The 22,692-nt window shown below is 64.5% G+C and carries 22 protein-coding genes; 9 read left to right on the forward strand and 13 right to left on the reverse strand.

Translation table 11 applies throughout. From position 1 onward, the window contains the following. Window positions 1-4: 4 nt before the first annotated feature. From tssG to M3I53_RS21260, 8 genes are all read right to left on the reverse strand, one after another. Window positions 5-1,021, reverse strand: coding sequence for a type VI secretion system baseplate subunit TssG (gene tssG / locus M3I53_RS21225; protein WP_254317813.1), 1,017 nt, complete (start codon window positions 1,019-1,021; stop codon window positions 5-7). Next, window positions 1,006-2,859, reverse strand: coding sequence for a type VI secretion system baseplate subunit TssF (gene tssF / locus M3I53_RS21230; protein WP_254317814.1), 1,854 nt, complete (start codon window positions 2,857-2,859; stop codon window positions 1,006-1,008). The genes tssG and tssF overlap by 16 nt, the downstream gene beginning before the upstream one ends. Beyond that, on the reverse strand, window positions 2,856-3,365 hold the full coding sequence (tssE, locus tag M3I53_RS21235) for a type VI secretion system baseplate subunit TssE (RefSeq protein WP_254317815.1): 510 nt from the start codon (window positions 3,363-3,365) through the stop codon (window positions 2,856-2,858). The genes tssF and tssE overlap by 4 nt, the downstream gene beginning before the upstream one ends. Before the next feature lie 7 nt (window positions 3,366-3,372). Further along, a complete protein-coding gene (locus tag M3I53_RS21240; RefSeq protein WP_254317816.1) occupies window positions 3,373-3,864 on the reverse strand; it encodes a type VI secretion system tube protein Hcp in 492 nt (163 codons plus the stop codon). 49 nt (window positions 3,865-3,913) lie between these two features. Continuing rightward, window positions 3,914-5,428, reverse strand: a complete 1,515-nt coding sequence (tssC, locus tag M3I53_RS21245) for a type VI secretion system contractile sheath large subunit (RefSeq protein WP_254317817.1) — start codon at window positions 5,426-5,428, stop codon at window positions 3,914-3,916. 10 nt (window positions 5,429-5,438) lie between these two features. Beyond that, a complete protein-coding gene (tssB, locus tag M3I53_RS21250) occupies window positions 5,439-5,954 on the reverse strand; it encodes a type VI secretion system contractile sheath small subunit (RefSeq protein WP_254317818.1) in 516 nt (171 codons plus the stop codon). A 43-nt stretch (window positions 5,955-5,997) separates the two neighbouring features. Continuing rightward, window positions 5,998-7,044: a type VI secretion system protein TssA gene (gene tssA / locus M3I53_RS21255; protein WP_254317819.1), complete on the reverse strand. Its 1,047-nt coding sequence runs from the start codon at window positions 7,042-7,044 to the stop codon at window positions 5,998-6,000. An 82-nt stretch (window positions 7,045-7,126) separates the two neighbouring features. Next, complete coding sequence (locus M3I53_RS21260; protein WP_375542562.1) at window positions 7,127-7,630, reverse strand: DUF3455 domain-containing protein; 504 nt, start codon at window positions 7,628-7,630, stop codon at window positions 7,127-7,129. Between the two features lie 210 nt (window positions 7,631-7,840). Here M3I53_RS21260 and M3I53_RS21265 point away from each other — a divergent pair, with 210 nt between their 5' ends. After that, the gene (locus M3I53_RS21265) at window positions 7,841-8,500 is read left to right on the forward strand and encodes a hypothetical protein (protein ID WP_254317820.1); all 660 of its coding nucleotides are present in this window, start codon (window positions 7,841-7,843) and stop codon (window positions 8,498-8,500) included. A 50-nt stretch (window positions 8,501-8,550) separates the two neighbouring features. On the opposite strand, the gene M3I53_RS21270 is transcribed toward M3I53_RS21265, so the two are convergent. From M3I53_RS21270 to hpnJ, 3 genes are read right to left on the reverse strand one after another with little or no spacing between them, the layout of a single operon-like run. Beyond that, a complete protein-coding gene (locus M3I53_RS21270) occupies window positions 8,551-9,561 on the reverse strand; it encodes a lysylphosphatidylglycerol synthase domain-containing protein (protein ID WP_254317821.1) in 1,011 nt (336 codons plus the stop codon). A gap of 60 nt (window positions 9,562-9,621) precedes the next feature. Beyond that, window positions 9,622-10,887, reverse strand: a complete 1,266-nt coding sequence (hpnI, locus tag M3I53_RS21275; RefSeq protein WP_375542563.1) for a bacteriohopanetetrol glucosamine biosynthesis glycosyltransferase HpnI — start codon at window positions 10,885-10,887, stop codon at window positions 9,622-9,624. Then, the gene (gene hpnJ, locus M3I53_RS21280; RefSeq protein WP_133190451.1) at window positions 10,887-12,308 is read right to left on the reverse strand and encodes a hopanoid biosynthesis associated radical SAM protein HpnJ; all 1,422 of its coding nucleotides are present in this window, start codon (window positions 12,306-12,308) and stop codon (window positions 10,887-10,889) included. The genes hpnI and hpnJ overlap by 1 nt, the downstream gene beginning before the upstream one ends. Window positions 12,309-12,513: 205 nt before the next feature. Here hpnJ and M3I53_RS21285 point away from each other — a divergent pair, with 205 nt between their 5' ends. Both M3I53_RS21285 and M3I53_RS21290 read left to right on the forward strand, forming a co-directional pair. Then, the gene (locus M3I53_RS21285) at window positions 12,514-12,753 is read left to right on the forward strand and encodes a hypothetical protein (protein ID WP_254317822.1); all 240 of its coding nucleotides are present in this window, start codon (window positions 12,514-12,516) and stop codon (window positions 12,751-12,753) included. A 261-nt stretch (window positions 12,754-13,014) separates the two neighbouring features. Further along, window positions 13,015-14,205 carry a glycosyltransferase family 4 protein gene (locus M3I53_RS21290; RefSeq protein WP_254317863.1) on the forward strand — a complete coding sequence of 397 codons (1,191 nt, stop codon included), beginning with the start codon at window positions 13,015-13,017 and terminating at the stop codon, window positions 14,203-14,205. A gap of 42 nt (window positions 14,206-14,247) precedes the next feature. On the opposite strand, the gene M3I53_RS21295 is transcribed toward M3I53_RS21290, so the two are convergent. Both M3I53_RS21295 and M3I53_RS21300 read right to left on the reverse strand, forming a co-directional pair. After that, window positions 14,248-15,249: a GNAT family N-acetyltransferase gene (locus tag M3I53_RS21295; protein WP_254317823.1), complete on the reverse strand. Its 1,002-nt coding sequence runs from the start codon at window positions 15,247-15,249 to the stop codon at window positions 14,248-14,250. 499 nt (window positions 15,250-15,748) lie between these two features. After that, entirely contained in the window at window positions 15,749-16,612 is an 864-nt protein-coding gene (locus M3I53_RS21300) for an IclR family transcriptional regulator (RefSeq protein ID WP_254317824.1), read from the reverse strand. Window positions 16,613-16,932: 320 nt separating this feature from the next. Between M3I53_RS21300 and M3I53_RS21305 the strand changes: the two genes are divergently transcribed. The 6 genes from M3I53_RS21305 to M3I53_RS21330 are packed head-to-tail and all read left to right on the forward strand — an operon-like array spanning window position 16,933 to window position 22,684. After that, window positions 16,933-18,024 (forward strand): ABC transporter ATP-binding protein, encoded by a 1,092-nt coding sequence (locus M3I53_RS21305; protein ID WP_254317825.1) that lies wholly within the window; start codon window positions 16,933-16,935, stop codon window positions 18,022-18,024. Then, on the forward strand, window positions 18,017-18,922 hold the full coding sequence (locus M3I53_RS21310; RefSeq protein WP_254317826.1) for an ABC transporter permease: 906 nt from the start codon (window positions 18,017-18,019) through the stop codon (window positions 18,920-18,922). Before M3I53_RS21305 ends, M3I53_RS21310 begins: the two co-directional genes overlap by 8 nt. A gap of 19 nt (window positions 18,923-18,941) precedes the next feature. After that, window positions 18,942-19,736, forward strand: a complete 795-nt coding sequence (locus tag M3I53_RS21315) for an ABC transporter permease (protein ID WP_254317827.1) — start codon at window positions 18,942-18,944, stop codon at window positions 19,734-19,736. A gap of 47 nt (window positions 19,737-19,783) precedes the next feature. Further along, entirely contained in the window at window positions 19,784-20,122 is a 339-nt protein-coding gene (locus M3I53_RS21320) for a (2Fe-2S)-binding protein (protein WP_254317828.1), read from the forward strand. Beyond that, complete coding sequence (locus tag M3I53_RS21325) at window positions 20,119-21,555, forward strand: NAD(P)/FAD-dependent oxidoreductase (RefSeq protein ID WP_254317829.1); 1,437 nt, start codon at window positions 20,119-20,121, stop codon at window positions 21,553-21,555. Before M3I53_RS21320 ends, M3I53_RS21325 begins: the two co-directional genes overlap by 4 nt. Further along, on the forward strand, window positions 21,548-22,684 hold the full coding sequence (locus tag M3I53_RS21330) for an FAD-binding oxidoreductase (RefSeq protein WP_254317830.1): 1,137 nt from the start codon (window positions 21,548-21,550) through the stop codon (window positions 22,682-22,684). Before M3I53_RS21325 ends, M3I53_RS21330 begins: the two co-directional genes overlap by 8 nt. Window positions 22,685-22,692 lie beyond the last annotated feature (8 nt).

A 22,692-nucleotide genomic window follows, 5' to 3' on the forward strand; every position in this document is an offset into this window, starting at 1 on the left:
TGAACTAATCCTTTGCATGAGAGGGGGTCAACGGACGCAGCTTGAGTTGCGCCGCGTCGGCGGTGGCCGCGCGCGCGTGCAGCCACGTCGTGTAGCCGAGGCGCTGCTTGCGCCCTAGCGCGAGACGCGGCACCTGTGCGCGCCGCAATTGGAGGTTCACGTCCCATTCCAGTGGGTCGCGCACGTACAGGCGAACCCAATCGGCGAGCCGCGCGAGACTCGCGCCGCCCGGCAGGAAGCGCTCGTAATCGTCCAGCGAAAGCGGTCCGAGCACGACGCGGAATTTGTGTTGCCGATCGAACACTCTCGCCCCGAGCATCGTGCCGACGCCCATGCGGGCGCTTTCGTCGCGCAAGCCGACGCGCGTCAGCGCAGCATCTGGCAGCTTCATCCAGTGCCCCACGTTTTGGACGACCTCCGCCGGCAAGCCGAAAAAGCGCGACAGCACGATCCGCAAACCCGCCGCGTGACGCGTGGGTCCTGCAAGCAGCCCGGCGAAATGCAGCTTGGCGAAATCGGGCACGGAGTCGCGATTGCGCAGCGCCGCTTCGTTGAGGCCGAACACGGTGCCCACATAGGCGGAGAACCGGTCGTCGTCGTCGCGATCGAGGCTCACCACCGGCTGCGCAGTGGCCCACGCGCGATAGAGCAGCGAGGCCATGCGGTGATGAAACACGTCGAGAAAGCGCGCGAAAGTGGGATCGCCCGCGTTACGCGCGCGGTGACGCACGTATTCGGTCAGATGCGTGGGCATCGGACCATTCGGGCCGAGCAGACCGAAGAAGTTCACGGCGAGCTTCGGCGCAGCATCCTGCTTGCTGGAGAAATTGCGCAGCGCCGCTGGAAAAAATATCAATTCGGGTTCCTGACCGAATCGCACCGCGTCGTCGCGTGGGCGCAGCGAAGCGCCCACGCGCGGCAACCCGCGATGCGCGCATTCCACCAGCCGCACGGCCTGAAAGAAGTCGAAGCGGTTGGCATCGGCGGAAAAGCGCTCGAACAGCATCACAGCGTCCGGCATTGCCCGCTCCCCGGCGCCCAGCGCATGATTTCACCGCGTGTGGTCGAGCTCACGCAGGTTTCCGTAAACGCGTTCATCGACACGTATTGCTCGAAGAAGCGCGCGAGCACCGCGCCGAACAAAAACGCGCTCGCACCTTCAAAACCGCTCTCATCGAGCAGCACATCGAGCGCGAGGCCGCGCCCGAACACGATGGGCCCGCGCGACGGCAGGCGCCGCGTGACCGCTCGCGAGCCGATGGAGCGCAGGGCTTCGATCTGCCGCGCGGCCGCGCCGTCGCCTTCGGGCGCGTAGAGCGCGAGCAGATCGCGCATGGCGCGGGCGCCGCTCCCGTTCGCGTCGTCCACGAGCGATGCGTAGTTGAGCGACAGGTGGCTCAGGAGACGCCACGCCACTGCCCCTTGCGCATAGGATGGCAACGGGCGGCTCGGCCCGGCGACACAGCGCACTGCGGAAACCGGCGCTTCGAGCTCCAGGGTGAAGTCGGTTTCGCCGCGCCCGAGCGGCTGGGTCAGCGTGAGATCGCGGTTGGTGCACAACACGCTGACACCGAGTTGATGCAGATCGCCGGGATACGGTGCTTCGTGCGTATCCACCAGCGCGATCCAGGTTTCGCTGCCCGCATACGACGAACGCGCGCCGCGCTCCTGCTCGCGGGCGGACGGCAGACGCTTTTCGCGCCGCACCTGATAAAACGCCGTGTCGGGCTCGCCTGCGCCGAGGTCGCGCATGCGGTAGAACGGCTGAAATTCGACCGGCGCACTGCCACCCGAGCGATGGCCCGTCACGCTTTGCACGCGATAGACTTCGAAGTCGCGCGGCCGCGTGCGGTCCACCACGACGTGATGCTCGAACTGCTCGCCCGTCACCGCGATACGATCGGCGCGGCGCGCAAAGAGATTGATCGCAGGCGTGCAATGGAGCGCAAAATTCTCGTGGTCGATCCGTTGCTCGAGTGCGGTATCGCCCTTCGAAAGCAGGACGACAAGCTCGATCTCATGGCTTTCACAGCGAGCGAAATGCGTGCGCAATCCATCGATGCCGACGAACATGAACCGCTGCGCGAATGCGAAATACTCCTGCAGCAGCCGATAGCCCGGAAACGATTGATCGCTCACGGGCAGCAGGGCTTCTTCGTCGGAGAAGCCGAGCGGGCGCAGCGACGAAGGCGGCAGCACGCCACTGGGCGTCGCGATGCCAAGCGTCGAGCCGACCAAAAGTTCATGGAGTTTTGCCGCCGTTCCGTCGCTGCCACGCAGGTAGAGGGGCAGATGATCGATGGCGAGGTCGTTAATCGATCGTTCGCCGAGTGCGCGCAGCTTGAGGCGCAAGCCTGCCTTCACGCCACGCGGCACGGCGGCGCAGACGCCGGACAGCGCGCCGGTGTGAGTGAAAAGCCGCGCTTCCACCAGTTCGAGCGGCGACAAGGTGAGCGCGTGCGCCGTGCGGAACTCGCAACGCGTCGCACGCTCGCCGTCAAACCGGCCCTGCAGCGGCGTGCCTCGCGGCACGGCCACGCCGTCCGCGAGTGCAGGGTGAGTCTTGTCGGGCTGCAGTTGCACGACCGTCATCGCGGGCGTCGGCGCGAGATAGTGCGGATACACCAGTTCGGCGAGATGCTGCGTGAAGCGAGGAAACTCGGCGTCGATTTTCATCTGCACGCGTGCGGCAAGAAAGCCGAAACCTTCGAGCAAACGCTCCACATAGGGGTCGGCGCAATCGAAACCTTCGAGGCCCAGCCGCCCCGCGATCTTCGGAAACGCCTTCGCGAACTCGCCGCCCATCTCGCGAACATGCTGCAATTCGCGACTGTAGTACTGGAGGAAGTCGGGGTTCATCTGGGCATCACCTCTTCGTACACGTTTGCCTTGCCGGCTTCCAGATCGAGTTCCGTGCGCAAATAAAGCCGCTCGGGCAGCGGGTGCGCATGGAGATCGCCTTCGACGATGAACGCCAGCGCGTTGTGCGCGATAGCCGCACCGCCGGACTGAATGGCGCGCACGCGCAAGGTGCCGCGTACGATGCGCGGCTCGAACGCGCCAATGGCTTCGGCAATCAGCCGTTCGATCCGCGTGAGCTCCACCTCCGACGCGCTCTTGCCCGCCAGCTCCGCGAAGCCGAAATTGAGCACCGAGTCGGCCACGCACGGATAGCGCGCGATCTCCTGCGCCGACGCGATGCCCCGCGCATTGAGGAGCCAGCCGATATCGCGCATGACGCTCAAGCGCTGCGCGCGCGCCGAACTGGCCCGATGCTCGCGGACTTCGCTCGTCGCTTCGGGCGCGTGGTCGGTCAACCGCTCCAGCAGCGAGGGCTGCACGCGCTCGGCGTTTCTCGTGCGCATGATCCGCTTACGCCGTTGCGCTGGCCGGAATGTTCCACTTGCACTCGACCACGCCGCCGAGCGCCGAACCGGTGGTCGGATCCTGCTGCTGGTAGGTCACGTGGAATTTCTCGAAGTTGAGCGTCACCGTTTCGGTGAAGCGGTCTTCGCCGTCCGATCCGCCTGTCGCGTAGTTCGTGACGAGCACTTTGTCGAGGTCGATCGTGTAGTACTCCAACGGTTTGTTGCCGCCCGCCTTGCGCACGGTGAGTTTTCCGGTGGGGAAGTGCTTGCCCGTTACGCACGCGGTCATGATGGCCGGCGTTGCGTGATCCGTGTACTTGGTGATCGAAAGATCGTGCACGTCGACCTTGCCGCCGCCACCGCCCGTGCCGAGGTGCATCGTGCCGGACTGATCCATGCTCCAGCTCCACGAGAGCACGTCGATTTCATCCTTGTGAGTCGTATCCAGCGACTCGCCCGTGACCGTGCCAAGTTTCAAAAAAATATCGACTGCCATTTGGATTCCTTATTGATCGGGTTAATGCAGATTTGAAAACCGCCGCGGCTCAGGCCGCTTTGGTCGACGGCAGCCGCGAAACGAGCCGCAACGAGACGGTCAGGCCTTCGAGCTGATAATGCGGACGCAGATAGAACTTCGAGGTGTAGTAGCCCGGATTGCCCTGCACTTCCTCGACCACGACCTCCGCCGCCGCGAGCGGCCGGCGCGACTTGGTCTCTTCCGAGGAGTTGGCGGGGTCGCCGTCCACGTATTGAAGAATCCAGTCCTGCAGCCAGCGCTGCATGTCGTCCTTCTCCTTGAAGCTGCCGAGCTTGTCGCGTGCGATGCACTTGAGGTAGTGGGCGAAACGGCTGCAGGCGAACAGATAGGGCAGGCGCGCGGCGAGGTTCGCGTTCGCCGTGGCGTCCGGGTCTTCGTATTCGATCGGCTTGTTGAGCGACTGTGCGCCGATGAAAGCCGCGATATCCGAATTCTTCTTGTGGACGAGCGGCATGAAGCCGTTTTTCGCCAGCTCAGCCTCGCGGCGGTCGCTGATCGCGATCTCCGTCGGGCACTTCATGTCGACGCCGCCGTCGTCGGTGGGAAACGCGTGGACCGGCAGATCCTCCACCACCCCGCCCGACTCGATCCCGCGAATGCGCGAGCACCATCCCCACGTCTTGAAGGAGCGGTTGATGTTCACGGCCATCGCGTAGGCCGCATTGGCCCAAGCGTACTTCGACGCGTCCGCGCCCGCGGTGTCTTCTTCGAAATCGAATTCCTCCACGGGGCTCGTTTTCGCGCCATACGGCGTGCGCGCGAGAAAGCGCGGCATGGCGAGGCCGATATAGCGCGAGTCTTCGGAATCGCGCAGCGAGCGCCATGCGGCGTGCTCGGGCGTCTGGAAGATCTTCGTGAGATCGCGCGGATTCGCCAGTTCCTGCCACGAGTCCATCAGCATGACTGCCGGGTCCGCGCCCGCGATGAAAGGTGCGTGCGCGGCAGCGGAAATCTTGCCCATTTGCGTGAGGAAATCGACGTCGGGGCCGCTGTTGTCGAAGTAGTAATCGGCCACCAATGCGCCGTAAGGCTCACCGCCGAACTGGCCGTACTCTTCCTCATATAGCCGCTTGAAGAGCGGGCTCTGGTCCCACGCCACGCCCTTGTACTTGCGCAGCGACCGGTGCAGGTCGGCCTTCGAAATATTCATCACGCGCAGCTTGAGGCTTTCGTCGCTCTCGGTGTTGGTGACGAGATAGTGCAACCCGCGCCACGCGCTTTCGAGTTGCTGGAACGGCTCTGCATGCAGGATGACGTTGATTTGCGCGCTCAGCTTTTCGTCGATGCGCGCGATCAGCGCTTCGATGGTCGCGAGCGCGTCGTCGGACACGCGGTGCGTGTCGAGCAGCGCCTGCTCCGCGAGCGTGCGCACGGCGCTTTCCACCGCTTCGCGCGCTTTCTCCGTGCGCGGGCGGAATGCCTTGTGCAAGAGTTGTTGAAACTCGCCGGATGGGCTCGCCGCGTCAGCTTCCTGCCTTTGCGGCTGCGCGAACGCGAATGGATCGAGTTGGGTGTCTGCCATCTTGGGTCCTTTATTCGGTGTCGGGCGCGCCCTCGGGCTTCGGCGCGGCGGCGAGCGCATTCATCAGCGCAGGGTCCTCGAGCAAGCGGGCGACGAGCTTTTCCGCGTCGGTCTTGCCGTCCATATAGGTCAGCAGGTTCTGCAACTGACTGCGCGTTTCGAGTAACCTCGCGAGCGGCTCGACGTTGCGCGCGATAGCGGCCGGCTCGAAGTCGTCCATGCTCGAGAAGGTCATGTCCACGCCGATCTTGCCCTCGCCGGTCAGCGTGTTGTCGACCTGCATCGCCACACGCGGCTTCATGGAGCGCAGCCGTTCGTCGAAGTTGTCGATGTCGATCTCCAGAAACTTGCGCTCCGCAACGGGCGGCAGCGCTTCCTGCGGCTGCCCCGAGAGATCGGACAGCACGCCCATCACGAAGGGCAAGTTGACCTTCCTTTCCGAGCCGTACACTTCCACGTCGTACTCGATCTGCACGCGCGGCGCCCGATTGCGCGCAATGAACTTCTGACTGCTCTCCTTGGCCATTTGACCGTTCTCCTGGTTGAGTTGCGTTGCAGTGCGGCTTCGATCATTCCACCGGCGTTTCGACGGCAGCCGGACCGACTACCTGGGTAAGTTGGACGAGCCCTTCCGGCGCGAGGTCCTGCAAGAGATCGACAAAGGACTTCCCGACGAGGCCGCGCGCCCGTTCGAGCAGTAACGGCACGGGGCTGGCAGGTTCGTGTTGCGCGTACCAGGCGCAGATCCGCTGCAGCGTGGCGGCCACGTCGGCGCGGTTGCCAATCGCGTTGGAGGGTGCGTTGCCGATCGCGGCAGCGGGCGACGCGACACCGGTCGCATCGCTATGCATTTGCGCTTCGTCCGGGTGCGCGCCCACGGCGGTTGCAAGCAGCGACGATGCGCGCTCCAGCAACGCCGTCAACGCGGCGAAATCGAGCGATTGGGTCGCGCCCACACGTTCGGCAAGCATCGCTTCGATTGCGCGGACGCTCTGACACGCGGCATCAAACGCCCGCTTCGCGCTGCGCGCGGCATCAGGCGCCAGGGCGATCGACGCTTCGAGCGCTGCCTGGCTCATCACCGTTTGCCCTTCCGGTACGGCGGCTTCGCCATTCGCATACGACCACTCGCGCAGCGTGACCGGCGAACGGCCTTGCAGCAGCGGGCTATCCATGAGACCGGCGAGCACGCTGCCCGCCTGCGTCCACGCGGCAAGCGCGTTGATGCGGGCCGTCGCGTCGTCGCCGTCGCTGGCGTCGAGTTGCGGGTGCACGTGCTCCCAGTGGCGTTCCAGCAGTGCAGCAGTCAAGATCAGGCCGTCCGCAAGACCGGTAACGCCCTCGCGAACCCAGCGCGCCCGCGCCAGATGCATCACCACGCGCAGGTCTCGCGTGCGGGCCATCAATGCGCTGCCAAGCGCATCCGCGGCTTCCCAGTCGGGCGGCACCGCGGCCACGAGCGTGTCGCCATACTCGGCTTCGGGACGCCCGCTGACCGCTTCTTCGAGTTCGCGGAATTGCGCGTCATATTCGAGGTCGGGGCCGCACGGTTCTGCCTGCGTGACTGGTTCGAGCCAAGCGGTCCAGTCCCGATGCGTGATGAATTCGATGGTCATGGCACGTTGAATGGTTTTACTTTGCATTCCGAATTAATTGACAATCCAGTTTTCCGGAGAGACCGCTCAGCAAACGGTCTTCTTACTTATAGAAGATGTAAGTCGCGATATAAGGCGAACTACCCGACTCGTGCTCGACTGTGCACGGCGCAGCCGGCTTTACACCGCCCACCGTCCTGACGCGTTGCACATAGCGCACGGGCGCGAGCATGCCCTGCGATCCGGCGGAGTGCGCCTCGAGCAGCAGTTGCGGCACGCTGGCTGGCGTATCACTGGGCTTTTGCGCGACGACTTTTCCCTCGATGCGGCTACCGTCGCGCGCTTGCCACGACGGGCCGGCCGAATGCTCGATCACCTCGGCCCCGTGCGCGTCGTAGAGCGTGGCGCGCGGCTGCTGAAAGACCCAGCCGAGCGTGTGGTCAGCACCGTACTCGCACGCGTAGATCTGCACCCCTGCTGCGGTCGTGGTCAGTAAAGGCTGTGCGTCCAATATATCGATCGACTCCGCATGTGCGGACGGTCCGCTCATCATCGAAATCAGCCCAGCCCCAATTGCAATATGCTTCCCGGGTGAGTGGCGATGCATGGAGAAGCTCCTTTAGCCCAACGGGTCGACCCAGTTCGATCCGCTCTTGCACAACAGCCCGGCGCGGGAAAGTATTCCATCTGTTTTTGCAGCCTGTTGACAGGCATGGGAGGGAATATCGGGAAACGTCCAGCTGTTATGGCTGGATCCACAATTGAACGGAGCCATGTCATGAAAGCCCGCATGACGATTTCCAGTCTTGCCGTGCCCGTGGAACGGATCAAGCCCATTGGCGGGCGCTCTTCCACCGGCACCGCGGGTCATCAATTCGACCTGACGTTTCGCGCCGAGGTAAAGGCGCCCACGCTCGGCAAGCTGCTGGCCGATGACATCGAATGTCCTCTATTGGAGTGGAACGAGTGCATCGAATGGTTCAGGTTCGACACCGCGACACAGCAATGGGACTTCGAAGGCAAAATCGTGCGGAACATGTATGCGCACAATCGGGAGTCGAATACCTTCCGGAATTGGCACAGGTCGCGTTATACGATCGCGACCGATGTGACCAACCGTCCGCCTGCCGCGCTGATGGCCATGAAGCGCGAGGAGGATGCAAAGAAGTGGATTGCGCGCAACGGTTTCAGCTGGAATCTCCACATACGGGACATTCCCCAAATGGGCATCCTTGGCGGGACGGGAGGCGGCGGGGGGCTGAGCCTCGTCACCGGGGATACGCGCCGCCGCGTCATCTATTTCGATCTGGGCTTCGAGGGCCAGCGCGAGCGCGCGCGGCTAGTGCAGATTCTGGAGACACAGCAGGGGCGGCTCACGATTCATCATCTGATTCGCGGCGACATCGAGAAAAAGACCGTGGATGAACTCTCGAATCTCGAGCGTTGGCGCTTTCAGTTGCGCACGAGTCACGGATAACGCCCGTTCGGAATCCGCGACCTGTCTTCAATGACAGGTCACTTCCGGGATCATTCCGTGCGGGCGCGCGTGGCCGTACCCTCTGTGCGGCGTCGTGACGGCCAGCCATATTCGGCCGCCTGCCAGGCAAGCAGCCCCGGCAAATAGAACATGAGATCGCGCACGCGTCTTGCGCCCGCGAGCGCGAGGCAGGTGGGCGCATCGAACCCCAGCAGTCCGCCGATCACGACGAAGCCGCCCTCCTGCACGCCAAGGCCGGCTGGTACGAGAAACGCGATGCTGCTCAGCATCTGGATCAGGGCTTCGATCACGAACGCTTGCACGAACGTCGCGTCCGTGCCGAGCACGCGCAACGCGATCCAGATTTCGAGCGCGTAGCCGAGACATTGCAGCGTCTGCCACACGAGCACATAGCGCACGATCACGCCGGTCTGCCGCCAGATCAGCTTGAGGGATAAATCGACGCGCGCGGACTTGCCCACGAGATCGACGACCTTGCCGCTCGTGACGCGGTTGAGCGTGCGTGCCGCGCGCTCGAACGGCCGTGCATGCTGCACGAGTGCAAACAGCACGAGCAGCGGGATGAAGCCCGCGAGGCCCCAGGCGAGCCGGCCAACGAACCGCGCGGTATCGGAAGAGGAATGCTCGAGCAGATAGCCGGCCGCGAGCAACGCAAAGAGCACCTGGCTGATCAGCGTGAGCTGCATGTCGGCGATGAGGCTCGCAACCGCCGCGGCCGGCCGTACGCCCGCACGGCCAAGCAGACGGAACGATACGAGTTCCCCGCCCACGCGCGCCACCGGCAGCAAGCCGTTGATCGACTCGCGAATCCAGACGAGCTTGAGCATCGTCGTGAACGACGGACGCTGCGCCGCGCGAATCAGGCTGCGCCAGTCCCATGCATTCGCGCACATCGGCAGGATATGCACGATGGCGGCCAGCACGAGGCCCATGCCCGCTCCGCGCAACAGTTGCAGCACCGCCGCGGGATGTTCGCGCCAAACGAGCCACGCGGCGATCGCAAGACCGACCAGGGCGGCGATACGTCCCATGTGCTTCATCTGCGGGTGCTCTCTAGTGGATGCTCCCGTCTCATTGTGCCCCCCCATCTACTGTGACGCTCAGGTCTCGTGGACTGGCGACAGCATGCCATTCCTGTCGACGCGAAAGCGCGTGCCGCGCCAAACGACGCCAGACGAACAAAAGCTCGCGACATAGATCGCGAACTGGACCATTTCCCAAAGGGGTAAGCATAACAGTCCGCTGGACTTGTCGCCCGTCGCGCGATCGGTCCTCCACATCAGCCACGCGCGCGCGCACAGCGCCACGGCGGCCAGTATCCACGCAGGCGCTGCGCCGCCGGACAACGCCACGGCAAGCATGGCGAGCGCGAACGGATGCATCAGCACGGCGCCCAGATGTCCGGAGCGGTCCGCCGCGCGGACGGTGCGGCTCCAGCGCAATTCGTGCGCAAAGAGTTGGGCGAACGTATTCTCCACGCACGCGTGCCGCACGAGAATGGGCGGAACGGAAACCTCCGCACCGGCGCGGCGCACGGCCTCACCGATCGCATGGTCTTCGGCGAGGTGATGCGCGAATTGCGCCAGACCCCCAATGCGATCGAGCATTTCGCGTGTCATGGCGATGGACTGGCCAAAGCACGGCCGCGCGCGCCCGATCGCGAGCCCCGTGACGACGCCGGGCAGGAAATGATAGTTCGTCAAGGCAGACGCCACGCGCGGCCAGAATCCCGGCGCGCACAGGCCCCGATAAACCGCGGTCACGAGGCCGATGCCCGGTTGCTGCAGCGCCCCGACCACCTGGCGCAGATAGTTTTTGTCGACGAGCACGTCGCTATCGGCAAAGCACAGCACGTCGTGCTCGGCCTTTTCGAGCATGTTCACGAGATTCGCGATCTTGCGGTTGGGACCGTATAGCCGCGCATCGGCGACGACCGTGATGTGTGCATCGGGATAACGCTCGCGTAGCCGCTCGATGGCGTTGAGCGCTTCATCACGAGCATCGTGCACGCCGAACAGATACTGGACTTGTCCAGGATAGTCCTGCTCGAAAAAGCTGGCGAGGTGCTCCTCGAGGTGCCATTCGTCGCCGTGCAGCGGCTTGGCGAGCGTGATGGCCGGAAAGTGCTGCGGCGTCGCCACCTCGCGCGCGAAGAAACGGCCGACCAGCGCGCTCGCCGTGCAGGTATAGACAATGCCGAGCACGGCGCAAACGCCGCTCAGCACCGCGAGCGAATCGAAGAGCAGATGCGAGAAGCCGGGCAATTCAGCACGCATGACTTCGATTGCCGCGGAAGCGACCGCAAGCACCGTCACGGCCATCGCAACGATGGCGCCCGTTCGCCCCGTCGCATGCGAGCGGTCCATCATGCCTCGTGCGCGCGCAGGAAGCGGAAGAACTCCACGCCTTCGCGCAGACGCCGCTTCATCATGTCCCAGCTCGTGAGCATCTCGCGCACGATCTCCCAGATCTTCGACGGCCGGAAATAGAACTGCCGGTAAAACTGTTCGAGGTGGTGATAGATCTCGTCGCGCGACAGATGCGCATAGCCGATCGCCGCCAGTTGCACGCCTTCCTTGCTCACCAGGTTGATGGTCTTGTTCTCTTCCATCCAGCCGTTTTCCACGGCCTGCTTGTAGAGCGTCGTGCCCGGATAGGGCGCGGCCAGCGACACCTGAATCGTATGCGGATTGATTTCCTTCGCGTACTCGATCGTCTTCTTGATCGTGTCCTGCGTCTCGCCCGGCAGCCCCAGGATGAAGGTGCCGTGAACCTTGATGCCGAGCTTCTTGCAGTCGGCGCTGAAGCGGCGCGCGAAGTCCGTACGCACGCCCTTCTTGATGTTCACGAGAATCTGGTCGTCGCCCGATTCGAAGCCCACGAGCAGCAGGCGCAGGCCGTTTTCCTTCATCACCTTGAGCGTCTTGTACGGCACGTTCGCCTTCGCGTTGCACGACCACGTCATGCCGAGCTTGCCCAGACCGATGGCGATCGCTTCGGCGCGCGGCAGGTCGTCGGTGAAGGTGTCGTCGTCGAACATGAGCTCCTTGACTTCAGGCATGTTCTCGCGGATCCACTTCGCCTCCTCGAGGACGTTCTCGACCGAGCGCGTGCGGTAGACGTGGCCGCTCACGGTCTGCGGCCACAGGCAGAACGTGCAGCGCGACTTGCAGCCCCGGCCCGTGTAGATCGATACATACGGGTAGTTCAGGTAGCCGATGAAGTAATTCTCGATCTTCAGGTCGCGCTTGTAGATCGGCGCGACGAACGGCAGCGAGTCCATGTCTTCCAGCACCGGACGCCCCGGGTTGTGCTCGATCGAGCCGTCCTTCGCGCGCCAGGAGATGCCCTTGACCTCGGCCAGCGGCATGCCTTCGGCGATTTCCTTGCAGGTGAAGTCGAATTCCTCGCGGCAGACGAAATCGATCGCCTCGCTCGCGGTCAGCGAATTGTGCGGATCGACCTGCACCTTCGCGCCCACCAGACCGATGACGATCGACGGCTTGCGCTTCTTGAGGTCTTCGCAAAAGAGCGCGTCGGTGGGGAACGACGGCGTGCTCGTGTGGATGATGACGAGGTCGTATGCGGCTGCAATCTTCAACGTCTCTTCCACGCCCAGACCGTCGGCCGGCGCGTCGAGCACGCGGCTGTCGGGCACGAGGGCCGCGGGCTGCGCGAGCCAGGTGGGATACCAGAACGAGCGGATCTCGCGCTTTGCCTGGTAGCGCGAGCCCGCGCCACCGTCGAAGCCGTCATACGACGGGGCCTGCAGAAACAGCGTTTTCATATTCCTCGATTGTCCGCACAGTAGGATGAAACCCGGTTAGCGATCGCGTGCGCCTCGTGCTTGCACGGTCGGCGTCCAGCACCGCGCAATTCCCTCCAAACGCATTACGTAAAGCATTCGATCTGCATTCCGGTTTGCATGTTTGTTATCAAATTGAAGGACTAAGCGCCACGGGTGAACCCTGAGATATTAAGCCGAAAATCTGATGCTGACCTTAAGCGCTTTCCCTTCTTCCGACGTATTGAAACATGCCAAACCTCCAGTGTGGCGCATTGATATGACAGTTTTCATCGCACTGCGCCAATTGATGTCCGTTGTGACGACAATCGATTACAAGCGAGGCAAAGTGCGCCCCTTCGTCACTGGAAATCGTATTAATCGATCGGGGGGTGCATATCATGTGTCATTAAGTGCCTGCCCCTTGCGCATTCCTCAGGCGAATTGACGAGCAGGTTTCATCTGCTTTGCATCGACTCCGCCATATCGGACAAGTTTTCGCTGATCGCCGACATCGCGTAAAAACGTCTCCTAATCGGGTTACGATGCAGCAAACGGCGACTGCGGGTCCCCGCCGCGAATGTGCGAGCGGTGTGGCGCGGCCAACGCTGCCCGGCAGGTCAGGACGACTGTCCGGGATTTCATGCAGGCCAGGCACCCGCGGTGCGCTGCCTGCCCAACCAAGCGCCACCGTGAGCCGTCATTGTCCATGCGCATCCTCTTCGTCATCGGCAACCTGGGCGACTATCACGTCCCTCGCTACGAGGCTCTCGTCAGCGCGGCCTCCAGTCGCGGCCATCAGGTGGCGCTGCTCGAGGTCTTCGCGCGCTCGGGCGTCTACGGCTTCCCCCAGGAACGCCGCGCGGCATTCTTCGCGAACCGGCCGCGCATGGCGGAAACGCTGGTCGAGAACGGCGCCGACAGCGACGGCCTCGGCGCGCGCGACACCGCGCGCCTGATTGCGAAGGTGCGCAACTTCGAGCCCGACGTGGTCATCACGCTCGGCTACAACACCGGCTATTCGGCGGTGCTCTGCTTCCTCAGACATCTCACGCGACGCTTCAAGCTCATCTACATGTCGGACTCGAAGGCCGACGACGGACTGCGCCAGCGCACCAAGGAGCGGCTCAAGCGGTTCATCGTGAGCCGCTTCGACGGCGCGCTCGTCGCGGGCGAGAAGCATCGCCGATACGCGCAATCGCTTGGCATACCGAAGGAGCGATCCCGCATCGGTTTCGATGTGATCGACGTCGACTATTTCTCGGATCTGGCGCAGGCCGCGAGCGATAACCCCGAGGCCGTGCGATCGCGCTTCGGCCTGCCGCAGCGCTACGTGTTGTGCGTGAGCCGCTTCGTCGCGCGCAAGAACGTCGACGTGCTGATCGACGCCTACCGCAAATCCGGCGTGTACAACGAAAATATCGGCCTCGTGCTGGTGGGTCAGGGTCCGCTCGAAGCCCAGCTGCGCGCGCGCATCGGGTCGCTCGGCCTCACGCCGCATGTGACGATACTCAACTCGCTCGCCAACCAGGAAATGCCGAATCTCTACGCGCTCGCTGAATTCGTCGTACTCGCGAGCGAATTCGATCAATGGGGCCTGTGCGTGAACGAAGCATTCGCGGCCGGGTGCCCGGCCATCGTCACGCGCACCTGCGGCGTGGCTGGCGAAGTGGTGATAGACGGCGTGAACGGTTTCGTGGTCGAACCGCGCGACGTCTCGACGCTTGCGCAGCGTATCGGCGAGTTGGGCGGCGAGCCCGCGCTGCGCGAACGCTTCGCCGCCGGCGCGCAAAGCACGATCCGGCGCTGGACGCCCTTGCTCTTCGCATCGAGCGCGCTGGAGCTTGCCGAGGTCACGACCCGCCGCGCAAGCGACCCCGCGCGGCACGAACTCGTTTAGCGCGCGATATAGTTCGCGCACGACGCCCCGCCGTTCAAACGCTCAGAGATGGGGGGCAAACACGCGCCCGGGCGCGAACTTGCGCTTGAGCGTACGCATCAGCAAATAAACCGTGCCGTGGCGCTCGACGCCTAGCCGCTGTGTTAGCGTCGCGCCGAATCCGTTGAGAAAGCTGAATGTCGACGGGCTCGAAAAGCCGTCGAAGTCGAAGATAAGCTTGCGCTCCAGCGCGCGGCCGATGCCGTTCCACAGCAACAGGCTGATCGAGCCGCTGTGCGCGTCCTGCGCCCGCGACGAAAGCAGGTAATACATGGCCTGATGGTCCCAGACGAGGCCGACCGCCGCCACGAGCTTACCGCCTTGCCCATAGGCGCCGAGCAGCATCCCCGCATTGCGCTCGACGAAGGCGTTGACGAGGTCGCGCATGACCGCATCCCCATACGCGTTGGTACGCGAACGCGCCGCGAGATTCGCTTCGTAGAACGCGATGAACTCGTCCGGCGTAATGTCCGGCACAATGGTCAATTCACGGGAGGCGCTGCGGATCACGTTGCGCGTCTTGCTGTTCAGGCGCTTCCATGCTTCGTCGGCCGTCGTGTTCCGATCGATGCGGAACGTGTAGCGCGCGGTCACCGTAAAGCCGTGCAGTGCGAACGCAAGCGCGTCGTCGATGCGCGGGTCGAGCACCTGGAAAAAGCTGTCGCACTCGGGCAACTGCTCGATCAGCTTTCCGGTGACATCGAGTTCATGATGCAGTTGGCGGGCCTCGCTGCCCGTCACGGACTTGATGACCGGCCCGAGCGTGCGCGTGAGCGGCGGCAGGTGCGAGACACGCCACAGTCGCGTGCGCTGCATCGCGTACGGCATCTCGCCGATGACCTCGTCGTTCTGCTTCACCATCGCAAGTTTCCAGTCGCCTTGCGTGGCGATGTCGAGCCACCAGCGCTCATGAAAGATCGAAGGCGCCGCGCGTACCGGCACCGGCGTAGCAGAAGCAGCCGGTGCCTCGAGAACGGGCAACGTCCGGTCGTTTATGGTCGTCATCGATCACCGGTATATTCTTACTGCAAGCGCCGCGGGATCACACATGCGCTCCACCTCCCCCAGCACCCATGCTCCTCAATGACTTCTCGTCGCCGTGGCAACGGCAAGTACTCGATGTGACAGTGCACACGGCATGGTTTTGTCCCTCCGGGGTCTCGCAAGACTACATGCAAGCTGGCGCTTCGGCGCTTCTGTTTTCGTTTCCGGGGGCACCTGCTCGCGCTGCAATGGATTGCAAAGTTCCATGGCGGCGGGCTGCCGTTTCGTACATGGACTTCAGTCTACGAACAGCCCCCTGCCCGTTTACGCCAAAACCAAGACGCATGCGGATAGGTTATGCCCTGGTCAATTTTCGTCCGACCATACTGCTCGATTTCGCAATGCAGCAATGCGCGCATCTGCTGAACGCCTGAACATCGATCACTTAACGAGAACGATTCGCGATCAGGAAATTTAGTTAGGATTCCATTCGACCGGATCAATCCCCGCCCGTCATCGCTCAAGCCAATGGTTGCGTCGTCATCGCCCGAGTGAGCCCATGCATGGGACGGCGCACCGCAACGTCGAACGGGTTCGTTTGCGGCCCGATGATTTCAGCCTGCCGCTTGAGCAGTTCGACGATCGTCGGCAACCGGTCTTCGGTGAGGCGAGCAGCCAGCGTGCCTACGCTCAGTGCGCCCACGGCGCAGCCGTTCTGGTCGAGAATCGGCACGGCCACGCCTGCCATGCCCTCGAGCACGCCGGTATTGCGCCCCGCGTAGCCGAGCTTGCGCACGCGCTCGATCTCGGTGCGCAAGTACACTTCGTCCAGCACGCCGTAGCTGCGCAGGCGCGGCACGTTGAAACGAATGATTTCTTCGCGCTCGGCCTCGGGCTGGAACGCGAGGATGGCGAGACTGCCTTGGCCCACGCCGAGCGCCACCCGCCCGCCGATATCGCCCGTGAACGAGCGGATCGGAAACGGACCTTCGCACATGTCGAGGCAAACCGCGTCGAAGCTGCTCTTCACGAGCAGGAAAATGGTGTCGCCCAGGCTTGCGCACAGGCGCAGCAATGCGGGCCGGCATAGCGTGCGCATGCCGCTCGGATTGCCCGCCTGCGCCGCGAGCGCAAAAAAATCCACGCTGAGCCGATAGCGCCTCGTGCCTTCGTCCTGCTCGACCACGCCTTCGGCGATCAGCCCCTGCAGCAGCCGATGCACGGTAGCCTGGGTCAAGCCCACCGCCCGGGCGAGCGCGGTCACGCGGCTGCCTTCCTCCTGACTCGCCCCAAGTGCGCGGATCACCGCGAATGCGCGCTGCAGGACACCCGCGCCGCGTGCGTCGTCGGCGGGCGTTCCGCTTTTCTCTTCCACAGACGTCATATCGACCTCGATTAATTCCATTCAGCGGAATATCACTGAGAGCGCGGTTGAATGCACGCGCTGCCCCAAGGGTGGGGCCGCTGGATGTCTTTGTGCCTGCAGCCAGCTCATTCAGGGATTCCCCGAAGTTCGCCGAGTGAAACAATCGACAAGCCAGCCGCGAACCCATTCCATCAAACGGAATATAAAGCAGATTCCTATCGCCCGATGGAATTTTAAATTGACGACCAAAAAATTGGCTAGCTACAGTCGGTTCAACGCCCTGCACCGCGATTCGCTCAGCGGTTGCCGGCGCAACCCAAGCACTGGAAGGCCACCCCATGTCGTTCCTCACCCTGACCGATGTATCGAAATCGTTCGGCGACCTGCAGGCGGTCGCCGGCGTCAGTTTATCGGTGGAAAAAGGCGAGTTCGTCTCACTGCTCGGCCCCTCGGGCTGCGGGAAAACCACAACCCTGCAGATGATCGCCGGCTTCGTGGAAACCACGCGCGGGCGCATCACGCTCGACGGGCGCGACATCACGCACATGCCGCCAAACAGGCGCGGCCTCGGCATCGTGTTCCAGAGCTATGCGCTCTTTCCGCACATGAGCGTGGAGCAGAACGTGAGCTTCGGCCTCGAAATGCGCGGCGTGGACAAAACCGAGCGCCGGGATCGCATTCGCGAGGCGCTCTCGCTCGTGCGCCTCGATGCCTACGCGCAGCGCTTTCCGCGCGAGCTTTCGGGCGGCCAGCGCCAGCGCGTGGCGATCGCACGCGCCATTGTGATTGCGCCGCCCGTGCTGCTGCTCGACGAGCCGATGTCCAATCTCGACGCCAAGCTGCGCGAAGACATGCAGTTCGAGTTGCGCGCCATTCAGCGCAAGATCGGCACGACCACGCTGATGGTCACGCACGATCAGTCAGAAGCGCTCTCGATCAGCGACCGCGTGGTCGTGATGGAAAGCGGCCGCATCACCCAGGTCGATACGCCTTATCGCGCGTATGAGCGGCCCGAGAACGACTTCGTCTCGCAGTTCATCGGCAAGGCCAACATGCTCGCGGGCCGCATCGTGGCGCGCGAGGGCGACACGATCCGCGTGGATCTCGGCAACGATCTCGCGGAAACGGGCTCGACGGCGCAACTCCCCGAGCGCGGCCGCGCGGTGGGGGTGGGCGACGCAATCACGCTGTGCATCCGCCCCGAAAAGCTCAAGCTGTGCGCAACCGGCTCGGGCCGACTCGCCGGACGCGTGACGAGCCGCTTCTTCCTCGGCAGCCAGTGGCTCTACCGGCTCGACAGCCGCGCGGGCGAAATGCTCGTGTGCTGCCAGAACGAGGGCAACGAGCCGCTTGCCGAAGGCGACCAGGTGGGCATCGACTGGCATAGCGACGCGATCCGCTTCATTCACCAGGAGGGCGCCCGTGTCTAGCACGCTCCGCGCTTCGCAGCCTGCCCCCCACGCCACGGTGCGCGCCGGCTGGCAGGCTTACGTGCCGCTCTGGCTCATGAGCGCGCCCGCGCTGCTGCTGTTCGCCGCGCTCGTGCTCGTGCCGCTCGCCATGACCTTCGCGCTCACGTTCTATCGCTTCGATCCGATGAGCGGCCCCATCGCCGCATTCGATCTGCACAACTACATAGAAGTGCTGGGCTCGTCGTACTTTCACACGATCTTCCTGCGCACCTTTGGCATTGCCGCGCTCACCACGCTGCTATGCGTCGTAATCGGCACGCCCGAGGCGTACATCCTCTCGCGCATGCGCGACCCGTGGCGTTCGCTCTTCCTGCTCGCGATCCTCGCGCCGCTGCTGGTTTCCGTGGTGGTGCGCGCGTTCGGCTGGAGCATGCTGCTCAACATGAACGGTCTCGTGAACCAGTTCTTTGGCCTGTTCGGCGCGGGGCCCTACAAGCTCGAATACACGACCTTCGCGATCGTCATCGCGCTCGTGCACGTGATGCTGCCGTTCATGGTGATTCCGGTGTGGACCGCGCTGCAAAGGCTCGATCCGCAAACCGGGAACGCGGCGCTTTCGCTCATGGCCTCGCCGTTCACCACCATGCGCCGCATCGTGCTGCCGCAACTCATGCCGGGCATTCTCTCGGGCAGCCTCATGGTGTTCGGCCTGTCGGCGAGCGCCTTTGCGATTCCGGGCCTGCTGGGCGGCCGGCGCCTGAAGGTGGCGGCCACCGCCGTGTACGACCAGTTCCTCAGCTCGATGAACTGGCCGCTCGGCGCGACCATCGCCGTGCTGCTGCTCGTCGCCAATCTCGTGGTGATGCTCACCTACTACCGGGTGCTCGAACGGCGCTACGCGCGCAGCATGGGCTAAGGCCCTGGGACACAACATCATGCGCAAAAACGGACCGCTCGCCCTCACGTTCCACAGCTTCGTCATTCTTTTCGTGCTGGCGCCGCTCGTCATCGTCATTCTCGTGGCCTTCACACCCGACGAAACCTTGACGCTCCCCACGCACGGCCTCTCGCTGCGCTGGTTCCGCGCGATTCTCGACTACCCCGACTTCATCACCGCGTTCTTCAACAGCCTCAAGGTTGCGTTCGCCTCGGCCACGCTCTCGCTCGTCATCGCGTTGCCCGCGGGACTCGCTATCGGCCGTGCGCGCTTTCCGGGCCGCGGCTTTCTCAACGCGCTGCTGCTTTCGCCGCTCGTGATACCGGGGCTCGTGCTGGGCATTGCGCTGCTGCGCTTCTTCGCGCTGATCGGCGCGACCGGCTCGTTCGCGTGGCTGATCCTCGCGCACATGATCATCATCACGCCGTTCGTCATGCGGCTCGTGCTCGCTTCAGTGAGCGGCCTCGACCGCAGCATCGAGCATGCGGCCGCGTCGCTCGGCGCGAACGCCTGGACGACCTTCCGCCGCGTCACGCTGCCAATGATCGTGCCCGGCATCACGGGCGGCTGGCTGCTCGCGTTCATCAACAGCTTCGATGAACTGACGATGTCGATCTTCGTGACCTCGCCGCAAACCGTCACGCTGCCCGTGCGCATGTATATGTACGCGACCGAGTCGATCGACCCGATGATGGCGTCCGTTTCCGCGCTCGTCATTTTCATCACGGCGGGCGCGATGTTCCTGCTCGACCGCGTGTACGGGCTCAACCGCATTCTGATCGGGCAGCACTGACCGCCGCCCGCCTCTTTCGATTCCTGCTGCCGCGCCACCGACCTTCCATGAGCACCGTCACGCCGCTTCCCCTTGCCCAGTTCGTCCGCGTTGCCGAGACCGCGCGCGCGAGTATTTCCTTCGTGTTGGACGGCGTCGAAGTCAAGGCGCTCGCGGGCGATACACTGCTCACCGCGATCCTCACGCATCAGCGGCACGTGCGCCACAGCGAGTTCAGCACGGAACCGCGCGCGGGCTTCTGCCTGATCGGCGCCTGCCAGGACTGCTGGGTGCGCAACGAAGACGGCACGCGCCTGCGCGCCTGCTCCACGCCGCTGCGCGAAGGCATGCGTGTGCTGACGCGAACCGTTTCGGATACCGAAACTTATGACGCAGGTGTGCGATGAGCGCGGCCAGGCCCGATTGCATCGTCATCGTGGGCGCGGGACCGGCCGGCATTCGCACCGCGCAAACGCTCGTGGCCGCGGGACTGCGACCCACCGTGATCGACGAAAACGCGCGCTGGGGCGGCCAGATCTATCGCCAGCCCGCGGTCGGTGCAGGTTTCGCGCGCACGAAAGCCGCGCTCTACGGCTTCGAGGCGAAGAAAGCCGATGCCATCCATCGCGCCATGGCCGAACTGCTGCCGAGAATTGACTATCGGCCCGACACGCTGGCCTGGTCGTGCGAGCCGGGCCGGCTCGACACCTTGAGCGAGGGCCGCGAAGCGGGCGTGCCGTGGTCGCATCTGATCATCGCGAGCGGCGCCACCGACCGCATCGTGCCGCTGCCCGGCTGGACGCTGCCAGGCGCCTATACACTCGGCGGCGCGCAAGTCGCGCTGAAGGCCCAGGGCTGCGCAATTGGCCAGCGCACCGTGTTCGCCGGCACCGGGCCGCTGCTCTACCTCGTCGCGTATCAGTATGCGAGAGCGGGCGCGCACGTGGCCGCCGTGCTCGACACGAGCCCGTTCGCGCGCCAGGCCGCCGCCGCGCCGAAGCTGCTCAACCAGCCGGGCACCTTCGCCAAGGGCGTTTATTACGTCGCGTGGCTCAAGGCGCATGGCGTGCGCATGGAGCATGGCGTCTCGCTAGAGGCCATCGAAGGCGAGGCGGCGGTGCAATATGTCCGCTGGCGCGCGGCCGACGGCAAGGAGCACGCCATTGCGTGCGATGCGGTCGGCTTCGGCTACGGCTTGCGGCCCGAAACCCAGCTCGCGGACCTCGCGGGCTGCCGCTTCGCCTTCGACACCCTCAACCGCTGCTGGCTGCCCGAACGCGATGCGGCGGGCCGCAGCTCCGTGCCGGGCGTCTATCTGGCCGGCGACGGCGCGGGTATCGCAGGCGCCGATGCCGCGGAACTCGCGGGCCGCCGCGCCGCACTCGCGGTGCTCGAAGACATCGGCATCGAAGCGCCACAGCACGATGCCCATTTGCCCGACGCGGCAACGATCGAGAAGCGCCTCGAACGCATTACGCGCTTTCGTGTGGGCATCGAGCAGGCGTTCGCCCCGCCGGACAACTGCGCCGCCAGCTGGCCCGACGATCTGACCATCTGCCGCTGCGAGGAAGTCGATGCGGGCACGCTGCGTAGCTGCATCCGCAACGGTTTCGCCAGCGAAGTCAACCGCCTGAAGGCGCTCACGCGCATCGGCATGGGGCGCTGCCAGGGGCGCATGTGCGGCGAATCCGCGATGGCGCTGCTCAGTGCCGAGACCGGCAAGCCGCTGCACGAGGTGGGCCGCTTGCGCAGCCAGGCGCCCATCAAGCCGGTTCCCATTTCGCCGATGCTGTTCGACGACGGCGTGCAGGTCATCGAAGAGGAAGCCCACGATGAGTGACACGCGCCACTTCCAGGTCGTGATTGCGGGCGGCGGGCTCGTTGGCGCATCGGCGGCGCTCGCGCTCGCCCGCAAGGGTGTGAGCGTCGGCTTGTTCGAGCGGCGCTTTTGCGGCGCGCAAGCGAGCGGCGTGAACTACGGCGGCGTGCGCACCCACGGCCGCAGCGCCGAGCAACTGCCGCTTGCGGTGCGCGCGCGGCGCGTATGGAGCCGCTTGCCCGAACTGATCGGCAGCGACGGCGAATTCGTCGTGTCGGGGCACTTGCGCCTCGCGCGCCGCGACAGCGATCTCGAGGCGCTCCACGCATGGTCCGCCATGGCGCGTAATTTCGGCGTGGAGTCGCTCGTCATGAGCGGCGAAGCGTTTCGGCGCCGCTACCCGTGGCTCGGCAAGGCCGCCATTGGCGGGGCGCTCTGCGCGAGCGACGGCCAGGCGAATCCGCGTCTCGTCTCGCCCGGCTTCGCGGCGGCGGCGCGGCGCGCGGGCGCGCACGTGCAGGAGCAGACCGCGCTGGACGACCTGAGCTTCGACGGCCAGCGTTTCCAGATGCGAGCGGGCAACGAGCGCGTCAGCGCGGACTGGCTGATCAACTCGGCGGGCGCCTGGGCCAATACGGTGGCGGGCGCGTTTGGCGAAACCGTGCCGATGAAGCCGATCTACCCGAACATGTGGGTGACCGAGCCGCTGCCGCGCTTTATCCAGCACAACCTGGGCGTGTACGGCGGCGGCGTCTACGCGCGCCAGGTGGAGCGCGGCAACTGCGTGATCGGCGGCGGTCGCGGGCATGGCGACGGCGAGTATGCACAGCCTTCCACCGCCACCACACGCGCCGTCATGCGCGACGCCTGCGCGCTGGTTCCCGGCCTGCGCGACGCACTGCTGATCCGCACGTGGAGCGGCGTGGAGGGCGAGACGCCGGACAGCAACCCGATCATCGGTTTGAGCAACACCACGCCGCGCCTCCTGCACGCTTTCGGCTTTTCCGGCGGCGGCTTCCTGCTGGCGCCGGGCGTGGGCGAAGTCCTCGCCGAACTCGTCACAGAAGGCGCGACGAGCACGCCCATCGAAGCGTTCGCAATCGGCCGCTTCACGCAGTCTTCCGTTCATGCCGCTCTCCCAATCAAATAAGGAGTCCA

The sequence above is a fragment of the Paraburkholderia sp. CNPSo 3272 genome, assembly GCF_024206495.1.
In the GTDB taxonomy this organism is placed as follows: Bacteria; Pseudomonadota; Gammaproteobacteria; order Burkholderiales; family Burkholderiaceae; genus Paraburkholderia.

What these genes read in the sequence shown, in the direction of transcription:
- hpnI (WP_375542563.1), bottom strand. Translation starts at nt 10,887, where the DNA reads ATGGACCGCTCGCATGCGACGGGGCGAACGGGCGCCATCGTTGCGATG.
- M3I53_RS21320 (WP_254317828.1), top strand. Translation starts at nt 19,784, where the DNA reads ATGAGCACCGTCACGCCGCTTCCCCTTGCCCAGTTCGTCCGCGTTGCC.
- hpnJ (WP_133190451.1), bottom strand. Translation starts at nt 12,308, where the DNA reads ATGAAAACGCTGTTTCTGCAGGCCCCGTCGTATGACGGCTTCGACGGT.
- M3I53_RS21315 (WP_254317827.1), top strand. Translation starts at nt 18,942, where the DNA reads ATGCGCAAAAACGGACCGCTCGCCCTCACGTTCCACAGCTTCGTCATT.
- M3I53_RS21260 (WP_375542562.1), bottom strand. Translation starts at nt 7,630, where the DNA reads ATGCATCGCCACTCACCCGGGAAGCATATTGCAATTGGGGCTGGGCTG.
- M3I53_RS21295 (WP_254317823.1), bottom strand. Translation starts at nt 15,249, where the DNA reads ATGACGACCATAAACGACCGGACGTTGCCCGTTCTCGAGGCACCGGCT.
- M3I53_RS21240 (WP_254317816.1), bottom strand. Translation starts at nt 3,864, where the DNA reads ATGGCAGTCGATATTTTTTTGAAACTTGGCACGGTCACGGGCGAGTCG.
- tssG (WP_254317813.1), bottom strand. Translation starts at nt 1,021, where the DNA reads ATGCCGGACGCTGTGATGCTGTTCGAGCGCTTTTCCGCCGATGCCAAC.
- M3I53_RS21325 (WP_254317829.1), top strand. Translation starts at nt 20,119, where the DNA reads ATGAGCGCGGCCAGGCCCGATTGCATCGTCATCGTGGGCGCGGGACCG.
- tssB (WP_254317818.1), bottom strand. Translation starts at nt 5,954, where the DNA reads ATGGCCAAGGAGAGCAGTCAGAAGTTCATTGCGCGCAATCGGGCGCCG.
- M3I53_RS21285 (WP_254317822.1), top strand. Translation starts at nt 12,514, where the DNA reads ATGCTGACCTTAAGCGCTTTCCCTTCTTCCGACGTATTGAAACATGCC.
- M3I53_RS21300 (WP_254317824.1), bottom strand. Translation starts at nt 16,612, where the DNA reads ATGACGTCTGTGGAAGAGAAAAGCGGAACGCCCGCCGACGACGCACGC.
- tssA (WP_254317819.1), bottom strand. Translation starts at nt 7,044, where the DNA reads ATGACCATCGAATTCATCACGCATCGGGACTGGACCGCTTGGCTCGAA.
- M3I53_RS21330 (WP_254317830.1), top strand. Translation starts at nt 21,548, where the DNA reads ATGAGTGACACGCGCCACTTCCAGGTCGTGATTGCGGGCGGCGGGCTC.
- M3I53_RS21290 (WP_254317863.1), top strand. Translation starts at nt 13,015, where the DNA reads ATGCGCATCCTCTTCGTCATCGGCAACCTGGGCGACTATCACGTCCCT.
- tssF (WP_254317814.1), bottom strand. Translation starts at nt 2,859, where the DNA reads ATGAACCCCGACTTCCTCCAGTACTACAGTCGCGAATTGCAGCATGTT.
- tssC (WP_254317817.1), bottom strand. Translation starts at nt 5,428, where the DNA reads ATGGCAGACACCCAACTCGATCCATTCGCGTTCGCGCAGCCGCAAAGG.
- M3I53_RS21305 (WP_254317825.1), top strand. Translation starts at nt 16,933, where the DNA reads ATGTCGTTCCTCACCCTGACCGATGTATCGAAATCGTTCGGCGACCTG.
- M3I53_RS21270 (WP_254317821.1), bottom strand. Translation starts at nt 9,561, where the DNA reads ATGAAGCACATGGGACGTATCGCCGCCCTGGTCGGTCTTGCGATCGCC.
- tssE (WP_254317815.1), bottom strand. Translation starts at nt 3,365, where the DNA reads ATGCGCACGAGAAACGCCGAGCGCGTGCAGCCCTCGCTGCTGGAGCGG.